This window comes from Candidatus Defluviilinea proxima, assembly GCA_016721115.1.
GTDB lineage: Bacteria > Chloroflexota > Anaerolineae > Anaerolineales > Villigracilaceae > Defluviilinea > Defluviilinea proxima.
The window spans coordinates 3,296,475-3,321,918 of sequence record JADKIW010000001.1 but is presented as its reverse complement, the minus strand read 5'-3'; the positions used below and the strand labels follow the sequence as shown (position 1 = coordinate 3,321,918).

At 48.8% G+C, this 25,444-nt stretch carries 21 protein-coding genes; 18 read left to right on the top strand and 3 right to left on the bottom strand.

The window, feature by feature from the left end; all coding sequences use genetic code 11:
- Nucleotides 1-9: 9 nt before the first annotated feature.
- Nucleotides 10-1,848 (bottom strand): ATP-binding cassette domain-containing protein, encoded by a 1,839-nt coding sequence (locus IPP66_15335; protein MBK9926648.1) that lies wholly within the window; start codon nt 1,846-1,848, stop codon nt 10-12.
- Between the two features lie 223 nt (nt 1,849-2,071).
- Between IPP66_15335 and IPP66_15330 the strand changes: the two genes are divergently transcribed.
- From IPP66_15330 to IPP66_15320, 3 genes are all read left to right on the top strand, one after another.
- Nucleotides 2,072-2,914: a hypothetical protein gene (locus tag IPP66_15330; protein MBK9926647.1), complete on the top strand. Its 843-nt coding sequence runs from the start codon at nt 2,072-2,074 to the stop codon at nt 2,912-2,914.
- Nucleotides 2,915-3,196: 282 nt separating this feature from the next.
- On the top strand, nt 3,197-4,294 hold the full coding sequence (gene proB, locus IPP66_15325) for a glutamate 5-kinase (GenBank protein MBK9926646.1): 1,098 nt from the start codon (nt 3,197-3,199) through the stop codon (nt 4,292-4,294).
- A 126-nt stretch (nt 4,295-4,420) separates the two neighbouring features.
- Complete coding sequence (locus IPP66_15320; GenBank protein MBK9926645.1) at nt 4,421-5,668, top strand: glutamate-5-semialdehyde dehydrogenase; 1,248 nt, start codon at nt 4,421-4,423, stop codon at nt 5,666-5,668.
- 201 nt (nt 5,669-5,869) lie between these two features.
- Here the strand turns inward: IPP66_15320 and IPP66_15315 are convergent, their stop codons facing one another.
- The gene (locus IPP66_15315; GenBank protein ID MBK9926644.1) at nt 5,870-7,183 is read right to left on the bottom strand and encodes a hypothetical protein; all 1,314 of its coding nucleotides are present in this window, start codon (nt 7,181-7,183) and stop codon (nt 5,870-5,872) included.
- A gap of 223 nt (nt 7,184-7,406) precedes the next feature.
- Between IPP66_15315 and IPP66_15310 the strand changes: the two genes are divergently transcribed.
- The 13 genes from IPP66_15310 (at nt 7,407) to IPP66_15250 (ending at nt 23,179) form a co-directional block, all read left to right on the top strand.
- Entirely contained in the window at nt 7,407-7,985 is a 579-nt protein-coding gene (locus tag IPP66_15310; GenBank protein ID MBK9926643.1) for a hypothetical protein, read from the top strand.
- Nucleotides 7,986-8,147: 162 nt separating this feature from the next.
- Nucleotides 8,148-8,588 carry a hypothetical protein gene (locus IPP66_15305; protein MBK9926642.1) on the top strand — a complete coding sequence of 147 codons (441 nt, stop codon included), beginning with the start codon at nt 8,148-8,150 and terminating at the stop codon, nt 8,586-8,588.
- Nucleotides 8,589-8,854: 266 nt separating this feature from the next.
- Nucleotides 8,855-9,889, top strand: coding sequence for an SH3 domain-containing protein (locus IPP66_15300; protein ID MBK9926641.1), 1,035 nt, complete (start codon nt 8,855-8,857; stop codon nt 9,887-9,889).
- 128 nt (nt 9,890-10,017) lie between these two features.
- Nucleotides 10,018-10,410, top strand: coding sequence for a hypothetical protein (locus IPP66_15295; protein MBK9926640.1), 393 nt, complete (start codon nt 10,018-10,020; stop codon nt 10,408-10,410).
- Nucleotides 10,411-10,854: 444 nt separating this feature from the next.
- On the top strand, nt 10,855-11,451 hold the full coding sequence (locus IPP66_15290) for a hypothetical protein (protein MBK9926639.1): 597 nt from the start codon (nt 10,855-10,857) through the stop codon (nt 11,449-11,451).
- Between the two features lie 314 nt (nt 11,452-11,765).
- The gene (locus IPP66_15285) at nt 11,766-14,060 is read left to right on the top strand and encodes a tetratricopeptide repeat protein (GenBank protein ID MBK9926638.1); all 2,295 of its coding nucleotides are present in this window, start codon (nt 11,766-11,768) and stop codon (nt 14,058-14,060) included.
- Nucleotides 14,061-14,548: 488 nt separating this feature from the next.
- Nucleotides 14,549-16,033 carry an N-6 DNA methylase gene (locus IPP66_15280; GenBank protein ID MBK9926637.1) on the top strand — a complete coding sequence of 495 codons (1,485 nt, stop codon included), beginning with the start codon at nt 14,549-14,551 and terminating at the stop codon, nt 16,031-16,033.
- The gene (locus IPP66_15275) at nt 16,030-17,259 is read left to right on the top strand and encodes a restriction endonuclease subunit S (GenBank protein MBK9926636.1); all 1,230 of its coding nucleotides are present in this window, start codon (nt 16,030-16,032) and stop codon (nt 17,257-17,259) included. Before IPP66_15280 ends, IPP66_15275 begins: the two co-directional genes overlap by 4 nt.
- An 83-nt stretch (nt 17,260-17,342) precedes the next feature.
- Nucleotides 17,343-18,173, top strand: a complete 831-nt coding sequence (locus tag IPP66_15270) for a hypothetical protein (protein ID MBK9926635.1) — start codon at nt 17,343-17,345, stop codon at nt 18,171-18,173.
- A 209-nt stretch (nt 18,174-18,382) separates the two neighbouring features.
- The gene (locus IPP66_15265) at nt 18,383-19,387 is read left to right on the top strand and encodes a hypothetical protein (GenBank protein ID MBK9926634.1); all 1,005 of its coding nucleotides are present in this window, start codon (nt 18,383-18,385) and stop codon (nt 19,385-19,387) included.
- Between the two features lie 255 nt (nt 19,388-19,642).
- Nucleotides 19,643-20,014 (top strand): endonuclease domain-containing protein, encoded by a 372-nt coding sequence (locus IPP66_15260; GenBank protein MBK9926633.1) that lies wholly within the window; start codon nt 19,643-19,645, stop codon nt 20,012-20,014.
- Nucleotides 20,011-22,311 carry a DEAD/DEAH box helicase family protein gene (locus IPP66_15255; protein ID MBK9926632.1) on the top strand — a complete coding sequence of 767 codons (2,301 nt, stop codon included), beginning with the start codon at nt 20,011-20,013 and terminating at the stop codon, nt 22,309-22,311. Before IPP66_15260 ends, IPP66_15255 begins: the two co-directional genes overlap by 4 nt.
- Nucleotides 22,312-22,327: 16 nt before the next feature.
- On the top strand, nt 22,328-23,179 hold the full coding sequence (locus IPP66_15250) for a hypothetical protein (protein MBK9926631.1): 852 nt from the start codon (nt 22,328-22,330) through the stop codon (nt 23,177-23,179).
- Between the two features lie 111 nt (nt 23,180-23,290).
- On the opposite strand, the gene IPP66_15245 is transcribed toward IPP66_15250, so the two are convergent.
- The gene (locus IPP66_15245; GenBank protein MBK9926630.1) at nt 23,291-24,166 is read right to left on the bottom strand and encodes an LCP family protein; all 876 of its coding nucleotides are present in this window, start codon (nt 24,164-24,166) and stop codon (nt 23,291-23,293) included.
- 292 nt (nt 24,167-24,458) lie between these two features.
- Here IPP66_15245 and IPP66_15240 point away from each other — a divergent pair, with 292 nt between their 5' ends.
- Nucleotides 24,459-24,761, top strand: a complete 303-nt coding sequence (locus IPP66_15240; GenBank protein MBK9926629.1) for a hypothetical protein — start codon at nt 24,459-24,461, stop codon at nt 24,759-24,761.
- A 150-nt stretch (nt 24,762-24,911) separates the two neighbouring features.
- Nucleotides 24,912-25,439, top strand: a complete 528-nt coding sequence (locus IPP66_15235) for a GNAT family N-acetyltransferase (GenBank protein ID MBK9926628.1) — start codon at nt 24,912-24,914, stop codon at nt 25,437-25,439.
- Nucleotides 25,440-25,444 lie beyond the last annotated feature (5 nt).

Here is a 25,444-nt window from a genome sequence, read left to right as displayed (position 1 = left end):
GATTTTAAATCACACTTCCAATTCGCCCCAGCGCTGATAGAGGCGGGACAGTTCATCGTGGATCTGTCCTAGGCGGTCAACGGCTTGGGTGATGAGGGTACCGTCTTGCAGATAGAATTCAGGTGATTCCATTTTGACGTTCAATTCATGTTGTTCAGTTTCGAGGGTTTCTATTTGCTTGGGCAGGGTCTCGAGTTCTCGTTTTTCGTTGTAACTGAGTTTGCGCGGAGCGGACTTGGCGTCAGTGGTGGAAGAAGTTTGTTTCGCCGGAGCCGGCTTTGACACGTCAGAGGCGGGTTTTGAGTCTGCAAGGAGTTTGTGCCAGTCGTCGTATCCGCCGATGTATTCGGTGACGTTGCTATCATCCAAAATATAAGTTGAAGTGACGATGTTATTGAGAAAGGCGCGGTCATGACTGACGAGCAGGAGCGTACCGTCATATTCTAATAGAAGGTCTTCGAGGACTTCGAGGGTTTCGATATCGAGATCGTTGGTGGGCTCGTCGAGGATGAGCAGGTTGGCAGGTTGGGTGAAGAGACGTGCGAGGAGTAGACGATTGCGCTCGCCGCCAGAGAGGGCACTGATAGGCGAGCGGACACGTTCACGGGTGAAAAGAAAATCTTCGAGATAGCCCATCAGGTTGCGGGACTTGCCGTTGATGGTGATGGTATCGCGTCCTTGACCAACATTATCAAGCACGGACTTGGACTCATCGAGTTGCGAACGGAGTTGGTCGAAGTACGCCATCTCCACGTTTGTGCCTTGTTCGATCTGTCCTTGCGTTGGCTTGAGTTGCCCCATGAGGAGTTTGAGAAGCGTGGTCTTGCCCGAACCATTCGCGCCGACGATGCCGATCTTGTCGCCACGTTGAATGGTGGCCGTGAAATTACTAATTAGATTCTTGCTCTCGACGCCGTCCCCGGCGCCGAGGACGGCGTCGGGAGCAGAGTAGGCATAACTGATATTCTCAGCTTCGATGACCAATCTACCCGAACGATTTTCGGAACCGATCTGCATACGCACTTTGCCAGAGAGTTCGCGGCGTTGTTTACGCTCTTCACGCAGACGCTTCAAAGCACGGACACGTCCTTCGTTGCGGGTGCGGCGCGCTTCGATGCCCTGACGGATCCAGGCTTCTTCTTGTGCAAGTTTTTTATCGAAGAGAGCATTCTGCGTTTGCTCAGCGGAGAGCATCTCTTCTTTGCGTTTGATAAAGGTGGGATAGTCACAGTTCCAATCGAAGAGACTGCCACGGTCGAGTTCGATGATGCGTTTGGCAAGGGACTGTAAAAAGACGCGGTCATGTGTGACGAACAAAAGTGTGCCGCCCCAACGCTTGAGGAAATCTTCAAGCCAGTCAATGGCATTGATATCGAGGTGGTTGGTGGGTTCGTCGAGGAGAAGCAGATTCGGTTCGCGGACCAAGCCACGGGCAAGGAAGACGCGGCGCTTCATCCCTGCCGAAAGGACTTCAAACCTGGCTTCAGGGTCGAGATCCATGCGCGAGATAATTTTATCGATCTGGTGCTGACGTTGCCACTGATGTTCATCGTCAAGCGGAGACGTGACCGCTTCGAGTCCGCTGGCAACGACATCGGCAACACGTCCACTCAGGGATTGGGGTACTTCCTGCGGTAGATAGGCCACGCGGATATTTTGCTGGCGAGCGATGGTTCCGCCGTGCGGTTGAATATCGCCGCTGATGAGCTTCAACAGCGTGGACTTGCCCATGCCGTTGCGCCCAAGCAAGCCAACGCTTTCGCCGTTTTCTATCTGTAGATTGATTTCTTCCATCAGGCGCGGACCACCGAAACCGATGGTAACGTCCTGGAGACTGATGAGTGCCATAGGGCGCTATTGTAGCCGATTGTGTAATTTTTTTACCACGAAGGACACAAAGGAAAGAGCAGGGAAAGGCAAAGGATGCCCCCCAATCAGCGGAGAACGAATCCCACCTTCTAACCGATGTGAAATGGGTATGTTTGCTGTACTCTATAGGTACTGTGAAGGGGTGGTCTTTGAATGAACTACGCCTTCGCAAAATAGACAATGGATCGGAGACAAACAAATAATGAAGAAAATTACATCTATACTTGCCTTACTCATATTGACCCTCGCCATGGCCGCCTGTGGACCGGCAACTCCATCGGGCAATGATACTACTGCCACTCCCGGTATGACGGAAACATCTACCGCGGAAACCCCTATGGACGCAACCACCGCCACCCCATCCACTTTTACAGGAAATGTGGATGAGTTGATTGCCATGGTTAACGGTTACGTTACCAGCGGAGAAATCACAGGTCAGGCTGAAAATGGTTTATTGGCAAAACTTGAGACCATTAATAAAAAAGTGATGAACGGTCAAATGGACCCAGCCGCCAATGAAATGGGCTCTTTTATCAATGAAGTTCAGGCTCAGGCAGGAAAGAAGATCAGTAATGCCGCTGCGACCGCTTTGATAACCAAAGCTCAAGCGATAGCTGCTGAATTTATGGCTGGCATACCGGTGACTGGCGACAGTGGAACCGCGATTCCACCCACAGTTCTGCCTACCGAAGCCACACTGGCTACTATGTCCAAGCCAACCGCAATGGGAGACCAACTTAGACATCAGGTGCAATGGGATGCTGTCGCTCAGCAAGTTGTGCAATCCGTTGGCTTCAGCACGTTTGACTATGATCTTTTTCGACTTCCGGCAAATACTGCGTGGGAAAACACGCTGACGTACTACAAAACTCAGGCTGCGGCAGCCGGTTGGGGTGACGCTCCGATCCAGACGAATGAGTTTGCGGGGGGAAATTATGCGGTATGGAGTATGGCCGGTTCCGATGGATCAACGAATTACTTTGTCGTCGCTCAAATGGATACATCCGACGGTGCATACACCGTCAACATATTTGGCAATAAATAGCATTTCCTGACAACAAAAAGTCTCAAGGCAAATTTGCCTTGAGACTTTTTACATTGAAAAAGGTCCAATTCCAGTAAGCTATTTTCAGACACATGGAATTGCCCATGCCGTTGCATCCAGCAAGCCAACGCTGTAGCCGAATTTATTATTATCTTTGAACCGCGAAGCGCGCCAAGAGCGTGAAGGATAATGGTTTTTCTTTGCGCACTTCGCGGGCTTTGCGGTTAATTACTTTGAGGAGGGTATAATCTCGCCCAATATTAAATTGGACTCAAACCTCACATGCTCATCGTTGTAAAGATCGGAACATCCACGCTTACGGCTGGAACAAACAAGATCACGCCGCCACTGATCGTTGAATTGGCGCGACAGATCGCTCACATACAAGATGCAGGACATCAAGTGATCCTCGTCTCTTCAGGCGCAATGGCGGCGGGACGGGAGAAGCTCGGTTACCCTCAACTACCCAAGGGATTGCCCGCCAAGCAAATGGTCTCGGCGGTAGGTCAGCCGCGGCTCATGGCGATCTATGAACAGATCTTCGCGTTGTATGGTCGCACTGTGGCGCAAGTCCTGCTCACACGCGCCGACCTCGCCGAACGCCGCCGTTACCTCAATGCCCGCAGTACGATCACCGCGCTGATCGAGCACGGCATCCTCCCCATCATCAATGAAAATGACACGGTCGCCACGGAGGAGATCCGCGTGGGCGATAACGACAATCTCTCCGCGCTGGTCGCCAACGTGGTCGAAGCGGACATGCTCGCTTTGCTCACCGATCAGCCCGGTCTCTTCACCGCCGACCCACGTAACGATCCAAACGCAAAGCTTGTGGAAGAAGTGACAGAGCCTGAGATTCCATCCGCATTGTGGGAGGCGGCAGGCGGCAACGGGACTCAACTCGGCACAGGCGGTATGGTGACCAAACTTCAAGCAGCGGATTTGGCGCGACGTTCCGGCACGACGGTCGTCATCGCGCATGGGACTGAGCCAAACGTGTTGACCCGCCTCTTGAATAACGAGAGGTTGGGTACTCGCTTCGCACCGGCCTTTTCCACGCTGGAAAGCCGCAAACGCTACATCCTTGCCGGTCGGCTTGCGCCCGGGCAGATCACGGTCAATGACGGCGCCGCGTCCGCACTCAAGCGCGGAGGCAGTCTCCTCCCCATCGGCGTGACTCAAGTCTCGGGCGAGTTTGATCGCGGCGATACCGTCCGCGTCACAGATGAAAACGGACGTGAACTCGCGCGCGGCATCACCTCCTATTCCAGCGCGGACCTCACGCGCCTGCGTGGTCGTCACTCGGATGATATCGAGTCCCTGCTTGGGTATGATTATGGTGATGAAGTCATTCATCGGAATGATTTAGTGTTGTTATAAAAAAATATCCGTCATTGCGAGGAGTCCGAAGGGCGACGAAGCAATCTCCAACACCGTGTAGGGGATTGCTTCGTCGGGCTAGCGCCCTCCTCGCAATGACGGATAGTAAAAAGAGGAGAATTTATCATGTTAACTAATCTTGGAAAACGCGCCCGTCTTGCATCGCGGACTCTCGCCCGCCTGACAACAGAACAAAAGAACGCCGCACTTCATACTCTTGCGGACACCTTGATCGCTGACCAAAAGGGAATTCTCGCCGCCAATGCACAAGACGTGGAAGCTGGCAAAGCCAACGGCCTCACAGACTCGTTGATCGACCGACTCATGCTGAACGAGTCACGTCTTGCCAGCATCGCGGACAGTCTGCGGATCGTTGCCAACCTACCCGACCCTGTCGGTGAGATATTCGATGAAGAGACTCTGCCAAACGGACTGCACGTCCGCAAACAGCGTGTGCCTTTGGGCGTGCTGGGAGTCATCTATGAGGCGCGACCCAACGTCACCGTAGACGTGGCAGGACTCGCGCTCAAGAGTGGCAACGCGGTCATTTTGCGAGGAGGCAGTGAAACATTAAGTTCGAATCGCGCGTTAGTCGCATCCCTGCAAAAGGCATTGACTCAGAGCGGAATCCCAACAGATGCCATCCAGTTCATTGACAGTCCCGACCGTGCGCTGGTGCTTGAGCTTTTACATCTGCGCAATTACGTGGACATGATCATCCCGCGTGGCGGCGCAGGCTTGCATGAGTTCTGCCGCGAGAATAGTCACATCCCCGTCATCACAGGCGGCATCGGCATCTGTCATCTCTTCGTGGACGACACCGCCGATCAAGCCGCCGCCGTGAAAATTATTCACAATGCCAAGACACAGCGACCGAGTGTCTGCAATGCGCTCGATACGATTCTTGTCCATCAATCCATCGCAAAAGAGTTTTTGCCGAAAGTAATCGAGCATCTTGCCCCATCAGGTGTGACCTTCCGTGCAGAGCCAACCGCGGCAGGGATGGTGAGTCATGAGTCTGTTGCGCCTGCGGGAGAAAAGGACTTCGATACCGAATGGCTCTCGCTTGTGCTGGGACTCAAAGTAGTGAACGGACTCGACGAAGCCATTGACCACATCGCCGCGCACAGCACCGCACACTCCGATGGCATTCTGACCCGCACCGATGAGCACGCTCAACGCTTCATCGCAGAAGTAGACTCAGCCGCCGTCTACGTCAACGCCAGCACGCGCTTCACCGATGGCACAGAATTAGGTCTCGGCGCCGAGGTCGCCATCTCCACCCAACGCCTGCACGCCCGCGGCCCGATGGCGCTGAGGGAGTTGACCACGTATAAGTGGGTCATCGTCGGCGATTGGCATGTGAGGAAATAAGTCAGGCTATAAGTCATAAGGTGTTCATGTGTAAAACCTTTTGAACCACTGAGCCACAGAGACACTGGGAGAAAACAAATTAAGAAATCCGTGTCTCGGCGTCTCCGTGGTTAGAAGTTTTAGACTTTTGCAAGAGATCAAATAAAAAAAAACAGAGAAAGCCTTATGTAGCTCTCTCTGTTTTTTTTGGTTAATCCGATACTAGGGCTTGCTATTCTGCATGACCGTATTCAGGTCGATATCTGTGGTGGATGTGCCTGCAAGCGTATAAGAGATGTGAACGGACACATGCGTGGTGATCGGCTTTAGATCATAGTAGTACAGCGTGCGCCCATTTTGCGTCAGTGTCTTGTACGGCTGGAAATCGGTGATGGCAACATCTCGCACACCGTTGGGTATCACAACCACAGCTATAGAACTGGTTCGTGCGGCAATTTCATCGGTTGGATCAAACCCAATGCTGATGAGACGCGAAGTTTCACCGGTGATGTGCAGATGAGGCAATGTTGCAAAGGTCGCAGAACAGCCGAAGGTACGTTGGTCACTTTCGATGAAATAACTGTGGTAACGATAGCTTTGATCTCTATAGGTTTGATCGCCTACATAATGTTCAAGCACTGTGCCTGCAATGGGAACAGCGCTTATCATATCGGTTTCCTTCCACACCAGAGGGAGACTGAACCAATTGCTATGTTTGGATGTTGTGTCAGTGTAGGTATCAAGCACGGCAACCCGTGCTATGTCATCGCCTCGAAATTCCCATATTGCAATTTGAGCATAGGGACCGGGCGAGATGGGCCTTGAAGAAGTTGTGAGGGAACGCAAAGATCTGGCGGCTACGAACATTGTCCCTGCCATGACGATCAAAAGGATGATGACGAGCACATTCACAGGTCGTATGCGCGAGGACTGGTCTGTGATGTGTTTCCCCCATATGTTGACATCGTCTGATGGGGGTGGTGGCGAGGGAGAATCGTCCAGGTGAAGCGACTGATTTCGGAAGGCCAGCACCTGGTCACGAATGAAGCGGGCGCTGTCCCAATTTTGGATCGAGGATATCAAGTCTCTTTTTTCCCCATTAGTGAAGTACAGGACGATATCCGCACTGGGAGACCGTCTCGATCCCCTGCCCCTTTCACAAGCGACGCTTTTCAGGTCGAACATGTTGACGGTCTGATTGCCGCGCCAGGGAAGAGGCGAATGGGTCAACTTCAGTTCCCCATTCCCCATTTCGATGGTGGTCACGTTCACAACGATGGCGATCATGTAATAGGTCATGAACAGGCCAACGGTTATATGAGGAAGCGCAAACAACAGAGATCCCCATAGACTGGGGTCATGAGCAAGTACCAATTGAATGAAGTAATGGAGCAGGAATCCATCCCAACACAAAAAGAAGATAAAGAGCGGGATGTAAAAATGTGAATACCACTCGTATGTGAGGATCCTTGTTCCGCCCAGATCCTCCAGCGATATTCCTTCAGGGAACGCTTTTTGGGGTTCGATGTCCATCATTTGAAGGTAACCGGGATGCTAAAGATGATTATATTCCTCTCTCGAATACAAGCCAGTGATATTCCACATCAAAACAATGACGAAAATTAATAGTTAACGGCCTGATAACTGCAGGTAGATAAAAGTTACAGGTGCTTGTATTCAACTGGGATACTTCCTATAATAACAAGGAAGGGTTGCCGTAAGAGTTGAACATAAAGTTATGGCGTTTGTGGAGGTAACAATGAATGCACAACTAAAAAGGTTTATCTTATTCATAGGTTTGATCCTAGTGTTGGTGCTGGCTGGTTTCTCTCTTCCCGCACGCGAGGTCGTTGTCAATGGGCAACCTGGCGGGTTCATATCCATCCCTTTTGCAACCTTAATTGATCAAAAGGGGCAGGAGTATGGTTTTACACTCATAGCGCGTGAAGCAGAAGATAGTGCTGGCGTTGGAAATGTGACACTTCAACTGCTTGGGCCAAGTATCAGCATCTGCAGTACGCACGGAGGTAGTGTGGATATCGGAACTTCTGAAGATGGTGAGAATTTCGGTGGGAATTTCCCTCTGCAGGAGATCCAGTGTGGAACAGCATATGGAATGGCGGTCTCAGTGGATGGTTGTAAAGTAAAAACAGAGATGCATGGTTATTCTCATACAGATTTTCCACTGTATACATATACAGGCTCATCCACCATTGAAGTAACCCTGCGTAAAAACAACTCCGGCGGGGATGTGGATTTAAAACTCTACACACCCAAGGGACCCATCAAACTGAGCGGCTATCTCAATGACCCCATAGAAATGGATACCTGTCCTTAGTATGGATTAAGGGAAACGGCAATCCTTCTGAAATTAAAAGCGATTTACATTAACTTTACCAACAGTCAAAGAGCGATCCATGCAATACCATCGATCCTGGATAGGACATTCAAGAGTGGAGTATGATGGTAAAAATCAAAGTAACGGAAAGGAATTTGCACGATGAACAAGAACTCTTTACCGAAAGACCCGATCTATAGTGAAGAAGCCTTCCAGATAATCATGGACCATGAAATTTTACGTGCTATTCGATATCCTTCTCCCATATCATTGATCTATCTCGAAATGACGCCGCATACTTCGGATGAAAAAACACCCGAATCGGCTTCCTCCATTTTTGAAACCACGATTAACTCATATCTGCGTTCCGTGGATATCCCCGTCCATTATGGGACAGGGTACTTGATCTTGCTCCCCTCGACAAATGAGGCAGGAGCGCGCGCAGTGTGCAAGAGGCTTCTGACGATCTTTGAGAAGGAATTTAAAACAGAAGAAGGTAAAACCGTTAAATTTTCGCTCAAGATCGGGGTCGCATCACACGAGGGAGGCCCAACACTGATGAAGGAAACTTTGATCAAAACCGCTGAAACAAACTTCCTGTAACAGCACTGGAATGGTGCAAAAACAATTCGCATACGATAGAAAATACTTGGTTACAGAGAGGAGTAGGTGATCTATAAGCGCCTTCACGTTAAACGTGGATGTACTTACATCTCAGTAAAAGACTCCTGAGTAAAGAAGTGTAATTCTAAAAACCTCATATGATACAAAAATGACGTAAGGGCGTCATGAAAGTAGGTCAAGCTATTTTGAATGTTCTGATTCATAGCTTGGTAAAACACAGGTGGATGATACAAAAAGGAGGTAATATGTTCAAGCTACGGTTCGTGGTCTCTGTTCTCTTAGCGGCAGTACTCCTGCCCTATGGTGGGATTTCTTCTGTAACAGCAGCACAACCCGAAAAGCCAGAGACGGGTGCCCAAAGTAATTTCGTAAACTTCTATATAGATCAAATCAAGATTCTAGGTAACATCGGTGATGTCAACGGTCCAGGAGAGTTCCGTCTATTCATTCTGGCTTCTGACTCAAAAGGCAAATCAAGCGGAATGTTCTGCCCGGGGAACGGACCAATCTCGGTACGCAAAGGGGACGTTGTAGATACTCCATGCCTGTTTGGTCCGAGTTTCGATGAGGCCAAGGTCTCTGATGGTGTATACCTAACCGTCATGGTGGTAGATGAGGATAAATCATCGTTACCTGTTGACCTTTCCTACGAGGCCGCTTCCAGTTATCTCAGCGATGCATTTGGGAAAGCCGTCAAAAAGGGACTGATCAAGGCGGGAATTACAAAAAGCTCACCTTACGTGTTTGCCGCAGAGATGTTAGTCAGCCTACTTGGTGGCAAGATCAAGGAATGGATCGAGGAGGCTGATATTATCGGGTCGCAGGGCATTTACTTGAGCCGAAATGATGGATGGTCGGCTGGCAGAACAAATATTGTCAAATCAAAGGATGGCGGTATCCAAATTACGTACAGTATTGTGCGTACCTCTTCCACGCCATTAAATCAGAAAGCGCCAGTGATTGGGATAACATCTAACACATCCAACACAACAAATACAACATCGCAAAAGTATTGGTGCGACGACTTGAAGGATGTAAAGCTCAAAATGGGAGACAGAGCTAAAGTTGTTTGGATGAAGGTTAATCTACGATCTGCGCCCATCGTGCCAATGGACTATTACGAGAATAGTGTCGCTAAATTGGATGAGGGGACAAAACTGACAATCATCGGAGGGCCAGCATGTTCTCATAATGGAACCTGGTGGCAGGTCCGCACCGAAAAAGGGTTGATTGGTTGGATGAGAGAGAAAATCAGCGATGGATATCTGATCGGGAAGTAGCTAAAGGCAAGTGTTCTCTGGATGTGTTGCATCCAGAGAACACTTTAGTAACATCAAAAGAGCTATGAATCTGAGGAGGGTATAATTTGATCGTTCATCAATCAAATAAAGCAGAGGAAACAGCATACATGACTGAAGAGAATCATGCGCCAGAGTGGGTAGAGACACTTAGCGAAGCAATAGCATCTACAATTGAATGGCAGACCCCAGCGTATTTGGAGTGGTATTACTCCAAGGCCGATGAAAATGGATGGGGCGTGGATTTGATCGAACTGTACCCAGCGCTCATGGAGATCGAAGAGGCGGGGCCTAACGATGGAGAAATCATATTTGCGAAAGTGAACAACTTCGATATATTGGAAGCTCAGAAAATATTCGACGAAGTGGATGCCGTAACATTTGGGCTTGAACTCGACGGTCAACCCAGTATCTCTCTCGAAGGCACTTACAAAGGAGAAGAGGTTGTTGTCATGGTTTACTTTCAGCCTGTTCCCGATGTAGATGAAGGTGAGACCGAGTAGTTCAATTGAAACTGGCGGCGAAGAACTCGATCAGGAAAAACTTCCACGACTACTCACACTCAAATACAAAGCCTTCCTATACGAACAACCTACATCACCTTAATATTCAACGGTAAAAAGGGACTGCCCCTCTCAACGGGCAGTCCCTTTCACTTGTGGCAGAAGCAATTTGAACAAGAGACAGGTGACAGTCATCTTTAAGATGACTGTCACCTATGTAGATATGTATTGAGTAGTAGACTGTTTGCCTATGGCACGCATGTCGAGCGGTTGACCCCGCCCTACAGGGGATGCTATCCCTGCTGGCGAAGACGTTTGCGGGAGAACTCTAATGTCATTGCGAGGGCGATAGTCCGAAACAACCTCCCCATCCTACAGGAAAGTGCTTCGTCGTAAAGAACGCACCTCGCAATGACACCATATCACTTATCATGAGGCATATCTATGGATATCATTCGGGAATACCTGTTTCAAATCGTATTGTTTCTGGCAGGTGCGCTGATCGGTGTCATCGCCGCCATCCAAGAAAGAAGTTTTAACAAAATTTTGGCATGGATTCTGGCAATCATCCTGATTGGCGCCTCTGCCATTTGGGCATATATCGAGATCAATCGTCCTGAGCTTTGTCCTTACAGGGGCGAGACCGATGAAATCACAATTCAAAACATCATTCACGCCGAAGAAAAGGCTGTGTTGAATGAAGATATTGCCATGATTGAGCAGGTATTTCTGCCCGGCGCCACAATTAGGAATTTGGGCTCAGGGGTTACAGCGCCTGTAATACCCTACTACCAGCAAATCTTTAAAGAAGCCGATTTTCTCGAAATCCAACATTACGATATCAAAGTACTCAAGGTCGAAGGCATGAATGCCTGGGTTACAAGTTCGGATGCGGGAGTCATGTTCCTGAAAAACACAGGGGAACGGCTGGACTATGTGAACCCGCCCAATTCCAACCATTACATCTTTACGCGGGATGAATCAGGTTGCTGGCAAATGTCGCTATTCTCAATACAAGCACAAGACGAGTCATTTCCCTAACCGATCATGAACCAAAAGGGACTGCCCCTCTCAACGGGCAGTCCCTTTCACTTGTGGCAGGGCGTTTGAACAAGAGACGGGTGACAGCCAACGTTAAGATGACTGTCACCTAGCGAAGTGGGCAATGAGTAGTACACTCCTGCCGATACCGATCTCAAAATTCGCGCCACCCTACAACAAAAAGGGGTTGGTCACATTTGTCGAAGGGGGAAGCCAATTGAAAGGCGGCGGAGGCGTTCCGTCCGGAGTGGGGTGAACCAGAATCGGCCTGTCATCCAGAAACTCTCATCACACATTGCACAGGATGGAACACCATGTCTGAAAAAACGCCCGGAGAAAAAGAAGGCCTGCTCGAAACGCTTAAAAAGATCGGAGTTGCAGTCAGCAGTTTCCTGGGGCTGGTCACATTGATCCACAGCGTCTACCAACTCTGGGTCGGCGACCAGGCCACCATCACCTACCTATTGGCTGGGATGCTCTCCTTTATTTTCATCTTCATCCTCGGTTGGGTGGGGTTCAAAAAAGAGAAGGTTGTCGAGAAACAGTCGATCCTGCTCCTCGGTCAACAAGCAGGCGCCGATAGAATAAAAACTATCCCTGTTTCACCTTTTTATAAGGCAGGGCGCATCGGGTTCTTTTTGACAATAGGGGCAGTCATCCTTGGCACATCGATCCTGGTGCAAAGGAATCACAAACAAGCCATCCTTGCCACACAGGCAACACAGACGGCGCTTTCTGAACGGGAAGAGAAGCTGGTCATTGTCATTGCGAAGTTTGAGACGTCCAATAATGCCGGCGATATATACGGCATACGAAACCAAATCCTCGAAGACCTGAACGCCGATATGAAGGGCAAGACCGATGATATTTTGATCGAGCCGCTTGAAGGTGCGATCCGCCCTGAAGATGTCACCCGAGGGAAAGCCAGCCCCATGTCGCCTCAACAGGTTGGCAAACTTCATCAAGCCGACATCGTCATCTGGGGATGGTACGCCTCCACCGAAAACCCGAACCTGACCATCCACATTGAGAACTTATCGCCCCACAAACTGATCCCGCTTTATGAAAGCGATACGCTTAAGCCCGATGTTTCCTTCGCCGATCTGCAATCATTCACCTTCCAACAGCAAGCGGGGCAAGAGACCAGCACACTGATCACCTTCCTTGCCGGGTATCTTCAATATCAAGCTGGGAATTATTCCTCCGCTATGGAGTATCTCAACGAGGTGACAACCCGCATGGAGGGCGATGAGCCCATCCTCATCGATAATCGTGCGGCTGTCTTCTACTATCGTGGCAACACATCCTATTATTTGCAAAACTACGAAAGCGCCATCGGCGATTATGATCGGTCGCTCCAGTTCGCACCCGATTGGGCGGTCACATACTACAACCGAGGTCACGCCTATGCCAACCAGGGAAGATACGAACAGGCGATCACGGATTACGAAAAAGCCCTTCAACTCAACCCCTATGAAGCAGATGCCTACAACAATCGTGGCACAGCTCGTGCCGCCCTGGATCAATATGAGGAGGCAGTGGATGACTACACCCGCGCGATTCAGATGAACCCACAGGATGCAACCTTCTTCAACAATCGCGCACTCGCCTATCACGCAAAAGGAGAGAACGAAGCCGCCATTCTCGAATTCAATAAGGCCATCCAGCTCGCCCCGCAATACATCAAAGCCTACTACAACAGAGGCACGGTTTACTCAAACATGAAACAGTATCCGCTTGCCATTACGGATTTCGAAACTGCCATCCAACTCGATTCACGGTACGCTGCGGCCTATAACAACATCGGATATGTTCACGCGGAGCAGGAGCAATATGATGAGGCGCTCGCCTGGTATGGTCAGGCCATTGGCGCCAACCCAAAATACGCCAAAGCCTACAAAAACCGTGGCTCTGTGTATTACTCCCTTGAAGAGTATGAAAAAGCGATTGCAGATTTTGACCAATCCCTCAAGCTCGATGACCAAGACGCCATGACCTTTTACAATCGCGGCAATGCCTATTTCCGATTAGGGCAATATACACAAGCGGTGGATGACTTCAGCACAGCCATTCAACTCAATCCGCAATATACCGAGGCGTATTACAACCGTGGCAGTGCCTATTCCCTGCTCGAAGAGTATGAGTTGGCGGTCGCTGATTTTTCAAAAGCGCTCGCGTATGATCCACAAGATGAGGCGGCCTACTACAATCGAGGACGTGTCTATTCACTCCTGGAACAATATGAACTGGCGATTGCCGATTTCACCAAGGCCATTCAACTCAACCCTGAAGATGCAGATGCCTATTATTACCGAGGCACTGTTTACAACATCATTGAAAAATATGAGCTGGCAATCGCTGATTTTTCAAAAGCCATTCCCTATGACCCGCAGAATGAAATGATCTACGCCAAGCGCGGAATTTCCTACATCATGCTGAAACAATATGAATCAGCCATAGAAGATTTCAACTCTGCGCTCGAGATCAACCCACAGTACGCAAATGGTTACCGCTTACGTGGATTGCTCTACCAACAAGTCGGTAAAACCACAGAAGCCGAAGCTGACTTTGCCAAGTACAAGGAACTCACTGGGCAAGACGCACAATAAAGGAAACATAAAAAGGGACTGCCCCACACAACGGGCAGTTCCTTTTTTATCTCCCGAACATCTCCTGTATCAACGGTCGTATCGCCTCCCAATTCGGCAAGAGCACCTGTGCGCTTTATGCGCCATGAACCAGACTTGTAGAAGATACCTGTGGTGATCGTTTCGACCAAGACACTACCAGACCAAACCCGTTGACATGGACAAACTGTGCGGGACGGTGGCACAGGTTATTCGTGCGGCGGAGGACGATGAGGAATAACGTACATCAAACGCCTCGAGTTTTGTCTCGAGGCGTTTTGCATTTGCAGGGATGGATTAACACAGCAATTAAAAGAAGAGTCTCAGAAGGGTATAATTTGAATCAATCACATTACTGACCCCTCCCCAGCCCTCCCCAAATCCGACAATTGGATTTTGGTTCGCATACAACGAATCTCTTGTCGGATTTGGGGAGGGTGCCCGTAGGGCGGGTGGGGTAAAGGACCTTCATGTTCGAGCAAACCTTCAAAAACATTGACGATAAATTGTGGAAGGACGCGGGCTGTTCCAGCGAGTTGGATTATGTGGAGCAGACTTCTTGGATTCTGTTCCTGAAGTATTTGGATGACTTGGAGAAAGACCGCAAGGATGCGGCGGAGTTGATGGGGAAAACGTACACGCCGATCATCGAGAAGAAGTTCAAATGGGATGTGTGGGCGGCGCCGAAGAACGGTGATGGCAAGTTAGACCATCACAAAGCAATGACAGGTGATGACCTGACCGATTTCGTCAACGATAAGTTGTTCCCGTATTTGCGCAAGTTCAAGGCAGATAATTCCGATAACGCCGACACCATCGAATATAAGATCGGTGAGATCTTCGGCGAGTTGAAGAACAAACTGCAAAGCGGATACAACCTGCGTGAGGTCATCAACCTGGTGGATGAATTGCGTTTTCGCTCTTCGGCGGAAAAGCATGAGATGAGCGCCCTGTACGAAGACAAGATCAAGAACATGGGCAACGCGGGCAGAAATGGAGGCGAGTACTATACGCCTCGTCCGCTGATTCAGGCTATCGTCAAGGTGGTTGAACCGCAGATCGGGGATACGATCTACGATGGCGCGGTGGGTTCGGCAGGCTTCCTGTGTGAAGCGTTCGCGTATCTCACATCGGGTAGTAAGGGCGGATCGCGATCCGCCCCTACGCATCTATCCACAAAGGATATGGAAATCCTCCAGAAGAAGACCTTCTACGGCAAGGAAAAGAAATCGCTGGCGTACATCATCGGCACGATGAACATGATCCTGCACGGCATCGAAGCGCCGAACATCCTGCACACCAACACGCTGGCGGAGAACATCAGCGACATTCAGGAGAAGGATCGTTACCGCATCGTGCTGGCGAACCCGCCCTTCGGCGGCAAGGAACGCGCCGAGGTGCAACAGAACTTCCCCATCAAAACAGGCGAGACGGCGTTCCTGTTCCTCCAGCACTTCATCAAGATCTTGAAGGCGGGCGGACGCGCAGGCATCGTCATCAAGAACACCTTCCTGTCGAATACCGATAACGCGTCGGTGAGTTTGCGCAAGCAGTTGCTCGAAACCTGCAACCTGCACACCGTGCTCGACCTGCCAGGCGGCGTGTTTACGGGCGCGGGCGTGAAGACGGTGGTGCTGTTCTTCGAGAAAGGCGCGCCGACCAAGAAGGTCTGGTATTACCAGTTGAATTTGGATCGCAATCTCGGCAAGACCAACCCCTTGAACGAAGATGATCTGAAGGACTTTATCACACTGCAAAAGTCCAAAGCGGATTCGGAGAACTCGTGGTCAATCAATATTGCGGATGTAGACCCCGCTTCATTCGACCTTTCGGTCAAGAACCCACACCGCAAAGCGGATACGGCGCTGAGAGCGCCTTCTGCCATTCTCGCCGAGATGAAAGCGCTCGACAATGAGAGTGCAAAGATTTTGAAATCCATCGAGAAGATGTTATGAAAAAGGGTTTGGAAGCAAAAAAACTTGGAGAATTATGCACTATAAAAGGACGAATCGGTTACAGAGGGTACACAAAACAAGATTTGGTCTCTAAAGGTGAAGGCGCTATTAGTCTTAGTCCTTCAAATATCATTGATAAAGATTTTGATTTAGAAAATTGCACCTACATTTCGTGGTTCAAGTATGAAGAATCGCCTGAAATAATGATTTTCAATGGGGATATTATATTTGTAAAAACAGGCTCATCTTTTGGAAAATCTGCTTTGGTAGAAGAACTTCCTGAAAAAGCAACGATAAATCCACAGCTGGTTGTTTTCAAAAATATCACTTGTGTAAATAAATATCTGTATTACGCAGTGAATAGCGTAGAGTTCAAGACTCAAGTTAACAAGATTATAGGTGGAACAGCAATTCCTACGCTTTCACAAGCAAATTTGGCAGAATTATCAATCCCCGTGCCTCCCCTCCCCGAACAACAGCGCATCGTCGCCCTGCTCGACGAAACCTTCGCCGCGCTGACGAAAGTCCATGCTAACGCCGAGCGCAATCAGGTCAATGCACGAGAGGTGTTTGACTCTGCTCTTGAAGATATTTTTGGAAATCTTTTAGTCAATGATAAAACTCAACAGACTCAGATCGGTGATATTGCTCTTGTACAAGGCGGATATTCATTCAAAAGCAAAGATTTCAAATCAAAAGGTAAATATCAGGTCATAAGAATGGGTAACGTCAGACCAGATGTTCTGCGGCTTGAAGAAAATCCAGTTTTTGTGGATAACATTGATAGCGACGTTCTAGAACGTGCTTTGCTGAAACAGAACGATGTAATCATTACTCAAACAGGCACTAAGAAAAAAAGAGATTATGGATACACTGTTCTAATCTCACAACCCAATTTGCTCCTCAACCAAAGGTTATCCAAGATAAGGTTTCCAGAAAATTATTTACCAAAGTTTTTCCTATACTATTCTTGGACGAATTTTTTCAAAGACCAGTTCTTTGCAGATGAAACTGGAACTGTTGGACAAGGTAACGTTGGGAAAGCAGGGATTACAGATACATTTATTCCACTTCTCCCATTCACCGAACAACGCGCCATCGTCCAGCGGCTCGATGCGCTCGCCAAAGAAACCCGCAGGCTCGAGGAAGTGTATCGGTCCAAGGTGGAGGCTGTGGAGGAGTTGCGCAGGTCCGTGTTGGGGAAGGCGTTTGCGGGAGAGTTGTAAAGTAGAATTAATTAGGCGATTAGATGGCAGTTCACTGGATAGGCCGCTAGTTGGGCGGTAACGCAGTTTCAAGGACAATTTCCATGACTAAAATGAGAGCAGCATTTGAATACATTCTCGACAATCTATTTGATGTAGTAACTGTATTGATTGCTGGATACATTGTTATTCGTCACCAAGTCAGACCATTTCTTGCGAGTGACATAGCAGAACTTGCTACTTGGATATTGGCTGTTCTGGGACTCATAGCGGTATCTGGAATTTGGGAACGAAATAGAAGATTAACCAGAATAGAAAAACTTAGCGAAGAAAGTCGAGATTTAGTTTTACGCCGCTTAAGTGGCAGGGCACGTTCAAGTGACTTTTTTATTTCTGGAAAAAGCATTTCAGACAGCACGTTCGCATCCGCCATGAATATTTTTGTCTCTGGAATGACCCTAACTCGCACAACAAGAGAATATATGGAGCCTTGGGGGCAAAGACTAATTGCAGGAGCCAATATCAGACTTATGATATTAGACTCTTCCAAGGAAGATTTGTTGGGCGAATTAGTTTTACGTAGCGCAGGCACGACAAATATTGAGTATTGGCGAAATCGTTTACAGACAGTCGAGACTCTAGTTGAGATAATTGCAAAAACTCAAGGAAGTAAAGGAAAGTTGGAATTAGGGCGTTTACCTTTTATCCCATCATTTGGATTTACAATGATAGATCCAGATGAGTACCATGGCATATGTTACGTGGAACTTTATCATCACAAATCAGCAAAACCCAACCCTACATTTGAATTAGTAGCATCTAAAGACCCTGATTGGTATAAGTTTTTTAGAGAGCAGTATGAGATACTCTGGGATAGTTGCCGTATACAATCTTTCGAGAACTTTTTAGAGCCTAAAAAAGCAAAGAACGGCTAATAAAACATATGTTGGATCTATAGAGGAAGATGATCGCAAATAGGTGAGATTCACCGTTACACTGGAAACACTGTCCGTGGACACGAGGCTTCTACAGGAGATCTGCTAGCCCAAGGTCGAGTTGCTGGAGGAGTTGAAGCGGTCCGTTTTGGGGAAGGCGAATGTAGAGTAGGAATGATCATTTTTGAAAACACTTCAAGGAGAACAAAATGAAATTCAAAGCACTCCCATCGTTCATGATTTTGTTTATTCTTATTGTCACGAGTTGCAACACGCCTACGCCGTCAAGTCCGAATGGAAGTAATCCAAATGTGAGCATAGAAGTTCAGGTCACTGGTTCGGAATCAAGAGACATCGGAACAGAAACCATATCCCAGCAGAACTGCACAGGCAATGCTGAAGTGGAAAACACCGTGGAAAAATCGAGAACCATTGAGTATGTTATCGAACTCCAAAATGGGGCATCAGTAAACGCAAATGGACAGGTCGGTTTTGCTGGAACGGATATAGAACTTGGCGCCACCGTGGCAACTCAGCTAGGACATGCATATGGAACTTCGGAAACCATCTCCCGTTCCATAACGGTCAAGGCAAAATCTGGAACCCACATACAGCACGTGATTCGGCAGATGGAAGTCTGGAAAGTGGGGCAGGCTAAGATCTCTGTTGGCGCGCAACAAACGATCATCCCCTTCAAATTTCCCTCCGACTTTGCCATAGAACTTGCTGAAAGCAATCAGGTTATATGCGATAATAACGGAACAACAAACAACACCGACCCTCAACCAACAGCCCCACAGCCCACAGTCGAAATCGTAATTCCAGATACACCCACGCCAGAAAATATTTCCTATGATACCGCCCCTGACAGTATTTTGTCTGTCGGCGAAGTCTGGACTACGAATGGTCTAAGCGTACAACTGCGAGATGCACAGTTCAAATTCGGCGATGAGATGGACCTTTATTTTGAATTCACAAACAACACCGGGAAAACGTTGTTTTTCAACTTCAATGAAGCCAACCACGTGACACTAAAGGATGATAAAGGTAAAGTTTATACCTGGAACTATACCTATCAACAGGATGTCGTGCTGGAGAATGGCAGAACTTACTCCGAGCAGGTATTCAAAGGTGGCAATTTTTCAGGAATCCAATATTTAATCATTGAGCTAAATATACCTGATGTAATTAAGGCAACGTGGCGCTACAACTGAACTTGAAGTTAGGTGTATTTACGAAAGAAATCTGCAGGCTTGAAGAAGTGTATCGGTCCAAGGTGGAGGCTGTGGAGGAGTTGAGGAAGAGTGTGTTGCAGAGGGCGTTTAGTGGTGAATTATGACCCCACCCCGTCCCTCCCCAAATCCGACATAAATATTTTGAATACGCATAAAGCGTTTCCATGTCGGATTTGGGGAGGGTGCCCGAAGGGCGGGTGGGGTCCGAAGGGGTCGGGGTAGTAAAATTCATCCATGCCACCTCGAAGAACCACGCCCCAAGGCTACGAGAACGCCCGCAACAATCGTAAGAACCCAACACCTGCTGAACGCAAGCTTTGGTCACACTTGAAAGACAGGCAGGTCAACGGCGTGAAGTTTAGAAGACAACACGCCATCGGCAACTACATCCCTGACTTCTGTGCCGTCAAAGAAAAACTTATCATCGAACTGGATGGCAGTCAGCACCTTGAACAAACAGGATACGATGAAGAACGCACGAAGTACTTCGAGTCACTGGGTTACAGAGTCATTCGCTTTTGGAACAATCAGGTCACAAAAGAACTCGATAACGTTATACTTGCCATCATTCACGCATTGGAAGACAATACCAAGGGAAACGCATGAACGAAGCCGAGACCAGAGCCGAACTCATTGACCCCCAACTGCAAAAAGCAGGCTGGGGTGTTATCGACGGTTCAAAGGTTCGGCGCGAATTTCACATTACCAAGGGGCGTATAAAGTCAGGCGGGCATGGTAAACCAACAATCGCTGATTACATCCTCACCTACAAAGGTCGTCAACTTGCGGTAGTTGAAGCCAAGAGCAATGAATATGATGTCGGTGAAGGTGTCGGTCAAGCCAAAGACTACGCCGCCAAACTTCAACTCGCTTTCACTTATGCCGCCAACGGCAAAGAGATTTACCAGATCAACATGCTCACAGGCAAAGAGGGTCTCGTCACAAAGTTCCCCACGCCCGATGAACTCTGGGAAGGCACCTTTGCTCCCAACGAATGGGAAGAGCGCTTCAACCCCGTCCCCTTTGAAGACATCAGCGGCACCAAACCTCCGCGCTACTATCAAGAGATCGCCGTCAACAACGCCCTACAAGCCATCGCCGAAAACAAAGACCGCATCCTTTTGACGCTCGCCACAGGGACAGGCAAAACGACGATTGCCTTTCACATCGTTTGGAAGCTCTACCAAACACGCTGGAACCTAAAACGCGACGCTTCACGCCGACCCCGCGTCCTGTTCCTTGCCGACCGAAACATTCTCGCCGACCAAGCCTTTTCTGAATTCACCCGCTATTCAGCTTTCCCCGATGATGCCCTTGTCCGCATCAAGCCTGATGCCATTCGCAAACAAGGCAGAGTGCCAACCAACGGCAGTATCTTCTTCACAATCTTCCAAACCTTCATGTCGGGACCTAACGACACACCGTATTTTGGAGAGTATCCAAAAGATTACTTCGATTTCATCATCATCGATGAATGTCATCGCGGCGGCGCCAACGACGAATCCAACTGGCGCGATATTCTCGAATACTTCAAACCTGCCGTGCAACTCGGTCTCACCGCTACACCGAAACGTAAAGATAATGTGGACACCTACAAATACTTCGGCGAGCCTGTCTACATCTACTCGCTCAAAGAGGGTATCAACGACGGCTTCCTCACCCCATTCAAAGTCCGCCGCCTGCAATCTACGCTCGATGAATATGTTTACACGTCTGACGACACGATCATCGAAGGCGAAGTGGAAACAGGCAAACGCTACACAGAGTCCGATTTCAACCGCATTATTGAAATCAAACAACGTGAAGCCGACCGTGTCAAACGCTTCATGGATGAGATCAACCAGAATGAAAAAGCCATCGTCTTCTGTGCCACGCAAGACCATGCTGCTGCTGTCCGCGACCTGATCAACCAATACAAGAAAAACCCCGACCCCATGTATTGTGTCCGCGTGACTGCCAACGATGGCGAACTCGGTGAACAATACCTGCGCGATTTTCAAGATAACGACCGCACCATTCCGACAATTCTCACCACATCACAAAAGCTATCCACAGGTGTTGACGCCCGCAATATCCGCGCCATCGTCCTCATGCGTCCCATCAAACAAATGATCGAATTCAAACAGATCATCGGGCGTGGCACGCGTCTCTTCGATGGAAAAGAATTCTTCACTATTTATGACTTTGTCGATGCTCATCAAAAGTTTGCCGATCCCGAATGGGATGGACCGCCCGAAGAACCCAAAGAGAAAAAGACAGGCGAAAAACCAAGACCACCTTATGAAGGTCCAGACGAACCACCACCACCAAAAGTAAAACTCAAGATCAAACTGCACGATGGCAAGGAACGTCAGATCGAACACATGTCGTCCACGCTCTACTACAGTCCTGATGGGCGTCCCATCTCTGCACAGCAATTCGTCGAGAACCTATTTGGTGTGTTACCTGCCCTCTTTAAAAGTGAAGAGGAACTTCGCAAAATTTGGTCAAGCCCCATTACGCGCAAAGCCCTGCTCGAAGAGCTTGAAAAGGTTGGCTTCGGTAAAGAAGAGCTTACCATCGCACAATCTCTCATCAACGCCGAGAACAGCGACCTGCTGGACGTGTTGGAATATATCTCATTTTTACAGCCACCCATCACACGTGAAGTCCGCGTGGCCCAGGCACAGAACAAGATTTTCGCATCACTCAGCAGTGAACAAAAACAGTTTGTCGAATTTGTTCTCTCCAAATACATTGAAACTGGCGTCGAAGAGCTCGATCAGGAAAAACTTCCACAACTGCTCACACTCAAATACAAAGCTATCGAAGATGCCAAAGAAATATTGGGAGCCATCGAATCCATTCGCAACATCTTCATCAACTTTCAAGCCTTCTTGTACGAGCAACCCGCATCTTCATAACGAGAAAGGATAAAGCATGGAATATAAGAAAGCCGAACCCGTAAAGCTCCGTGATGTTGGCAAAGACGAGCGCTGGCTTCAAGATCGTATTAATGACGATCCATCCATTCTTGGTCTTGGCGACTTGGTCGTTATCCAACGTGAAAGACCTCAAAATATGGGTGGACGGCTGGACTTCTTAATGTATGACCCCGAAGACACAACTCGTTATGAGATCGAAATCATGTTAGGAACGCTTAATGAAAGCCATATTATCAGGACAATTGAATATTGGGATATTGAGCGAAGAAGGTACCCTGCTCTTGATCATCGAGCAGTCATTGTTGCCGAGGAAATTACTAACAGATTCTTCAATGTTATCAGCTTGATGAACAAGGCAATACCAATTATCGCTATTCAACTCAATGCCTTTCGGGTTGAAAACAACTTGTATTTAAATTTCGTCAAAGTTCTTGATCTGGCTGATTCTGGAGAGGAAGATGAAACTGGTGCAGAGGATGTTGCTGACAGAAAGTATTGGGACGCTCGCGCAAACCCTCAATCCATGGCACTTGTTGATGCCGTTATTGAAATTTTAAGTTCTATTGCTCAACCAAGATTGACATACAACAAAGGTCATATAGCTGTTGGAACATCAGGCAGAAATTTTATGTGGTGTCATCCACGAAAGGGACAGCATTTGCTTTTAGCCTTGAGGGTGGAGGATGAAAGAGACAATCTTATAACAAAGTTTGAGGAACATGGAGTTGAATCAAGAAAAGGTAGCCGTCCCTATATGGCTAGAATTATATTTACCATGAAAGAGCTCGAAGAAAACAAGGAACTTATAACAGACGTGATTCGAATCGCCGAAAGTCATTCACATTAAGCCGAATGCGAAAAGGCAGGTTTGGTGGGATTTATCGCGCGAAACAGATAAAACAATTAGTTACAGGAGCTTGTATCCAAGGAACTGTCCCTCTCAACGGACAGTTCCTTTTTATCTCCCGAACATCTCCTGTAGTAACGGTCGTATCGCATCCCAATTCGGCAACAGCACCTGTGCGCCGCCTGCTGTGGTAAAGGGCGTGACCATCTCGCGCGTGATCGCGCGCGTCTCCATGCCGAAGAGCGGGGCACGCAGCAACGCGAAGAACAAGCGTGGCCCCTGCCAGAGCGGGATGTTCGTGTCCACGGCTTGAGTGAAGGCAACGATCACTTGTGGCAGGGCAAGCCACGAAGAAGGTTGAAGCGACTTCTTGAGCAGGGCCATGATCAACGTCTGTGTGCCTGCCATGCGGCCAAAGTCATCGCCCATACTGCGGTCACGCGCAAAGGCCAGCGCCCCCGTCCCATCCAGATGATGCGACCCTGCGGGCAATCCACCCATCGGCGATTCGAGCATCACGTCCACGCCACCAAGCGCATCCACCACCGAGATGAGTCCCTGCATGTGGATGAGCGCGTAATACGAGACCGACACACCGAAGTTCTCTTCGACGGCAGACATCGCCGCCTCACCCCCCGACCCAGCCTGATTCGCCTCCGAATAAAAGTATGCTGTATTGATGCGCTGTTCTCCCACACCTGGCACCGTCACCCACAGATCGCGCGGAATCGAAAGCAAGCCGACATACGGCTTCAACGGCACGACAGTCGCCAGCAGGATCGTATCCGTGCGGCCAAGGTTTCCGCGTTCGGGCGAAGTGTCCGCACCGAGGAAGAGGATGTTCGTGCGCAAGGGCGCGAAAAAATACGCAAGGAACAACGCAAGCAGGATATAGCCCCGCACGCGCCGTCGCTTCGGTTTTCTCGCTGTTACTTGCATCGGCTGGAACTGGTCCAGCCTTCGAGTGGGTTGAGTCGCTTCGAGCATGGAGTAACTTTCAACTGGCCTTTCGTAGAGGCACTTAAACGCGCGTTGTGATGAGATTGTTCCGCCTGTAGAATGCTAAAGAGCATTCCCCACTGTTCACACTGAGACTTTAAAAATCTCTCCCGAAAGAGCATCGGGATGATATGTGGCCTCCATGCTCTCTGTGGTGAAAAGTCTTTGATCGCTAGGTAACGGCCCCAAGCTCCCGAACAAAAAGCGCTTTACTTGCGTTCCATACTATATCTCGAGTACAGGATCAGTACAGGATGGCTACAGGCATAAAATAGTCACTATGGCGAAAGTTAAACTCAACCCCATGCTAAAAGAAGTACGCGGTAAGGTGGGAAATACCGTGTTCCGCCGTTCACACACAGGCGAGGTATCGCTTATCAAACTCGCCGATATGTCCAACGTGGAATGGAGTGACGCACAAAAAGCCCACCGCCAGAGGTTCAAAGAAGCAGTTGCCTACGCCAAAGCCGTGATGGCCGAACCCAAAGTACGCCGCCGCTACGAAAAAGAAGCCGCGCAGAAGAACAAGCGTCCCTTCGATCTGGCAGTCTCAGATTACTTCCAAGGCCGTAACCTGTTCTAGGGTATCAAGGGTGGCCTGCATAAAAGCCGCATGGAACGGAATCACGGCTCATGCATGGTGAACCATTGAAAAGCGCGTTAAGGGGGAAGCTGTGTTATGCTCTCATTCTCCCTAATCCAACCGAGAAACAGCATCGAAAGGATGTAGTTCATGTCTGATAACACCAAGGTACTTGTTAGAAACGCCAGAGATCAGGATATCCCTGTAGTCACAGAAATCAACACCGAGGCATTCGCGCCTTACGGAACCGCTGAAAAGGCAGAGACTTTTCAGCTTCGATTGTCAGCCTTCCAAAATGGTTTTATTATTCTGGTGGCAGATAATGAAATTGCGGCCTATGGTTGCTCAGAAAAATGGCTGGATGAGCGCGAGCCCGCTCTGGACGAGAATCCCATGACAACCCACCAGCCCGATGGCAGAATACTTTGCATCACAGCCATGGCCGTCAAAATGGATCACCGAGGAAAAGGCTATGGGTTACGCATACTTGATAAGTTCATTGAGATCGCCCATAGAGAACGTTGTCAGAAGATCATTTTAGAGACAACTCATGCACAAGGTTTATATCTAAAAAGAGGTTTCAAAACAGTTCAAAATCGGACTGAACGAGGGGTCTCGCTCGACGTTATGTCTCTCGATTTGGCGCCCCATAGCATGAAGCAGGGAATAAAAGCATAATCACT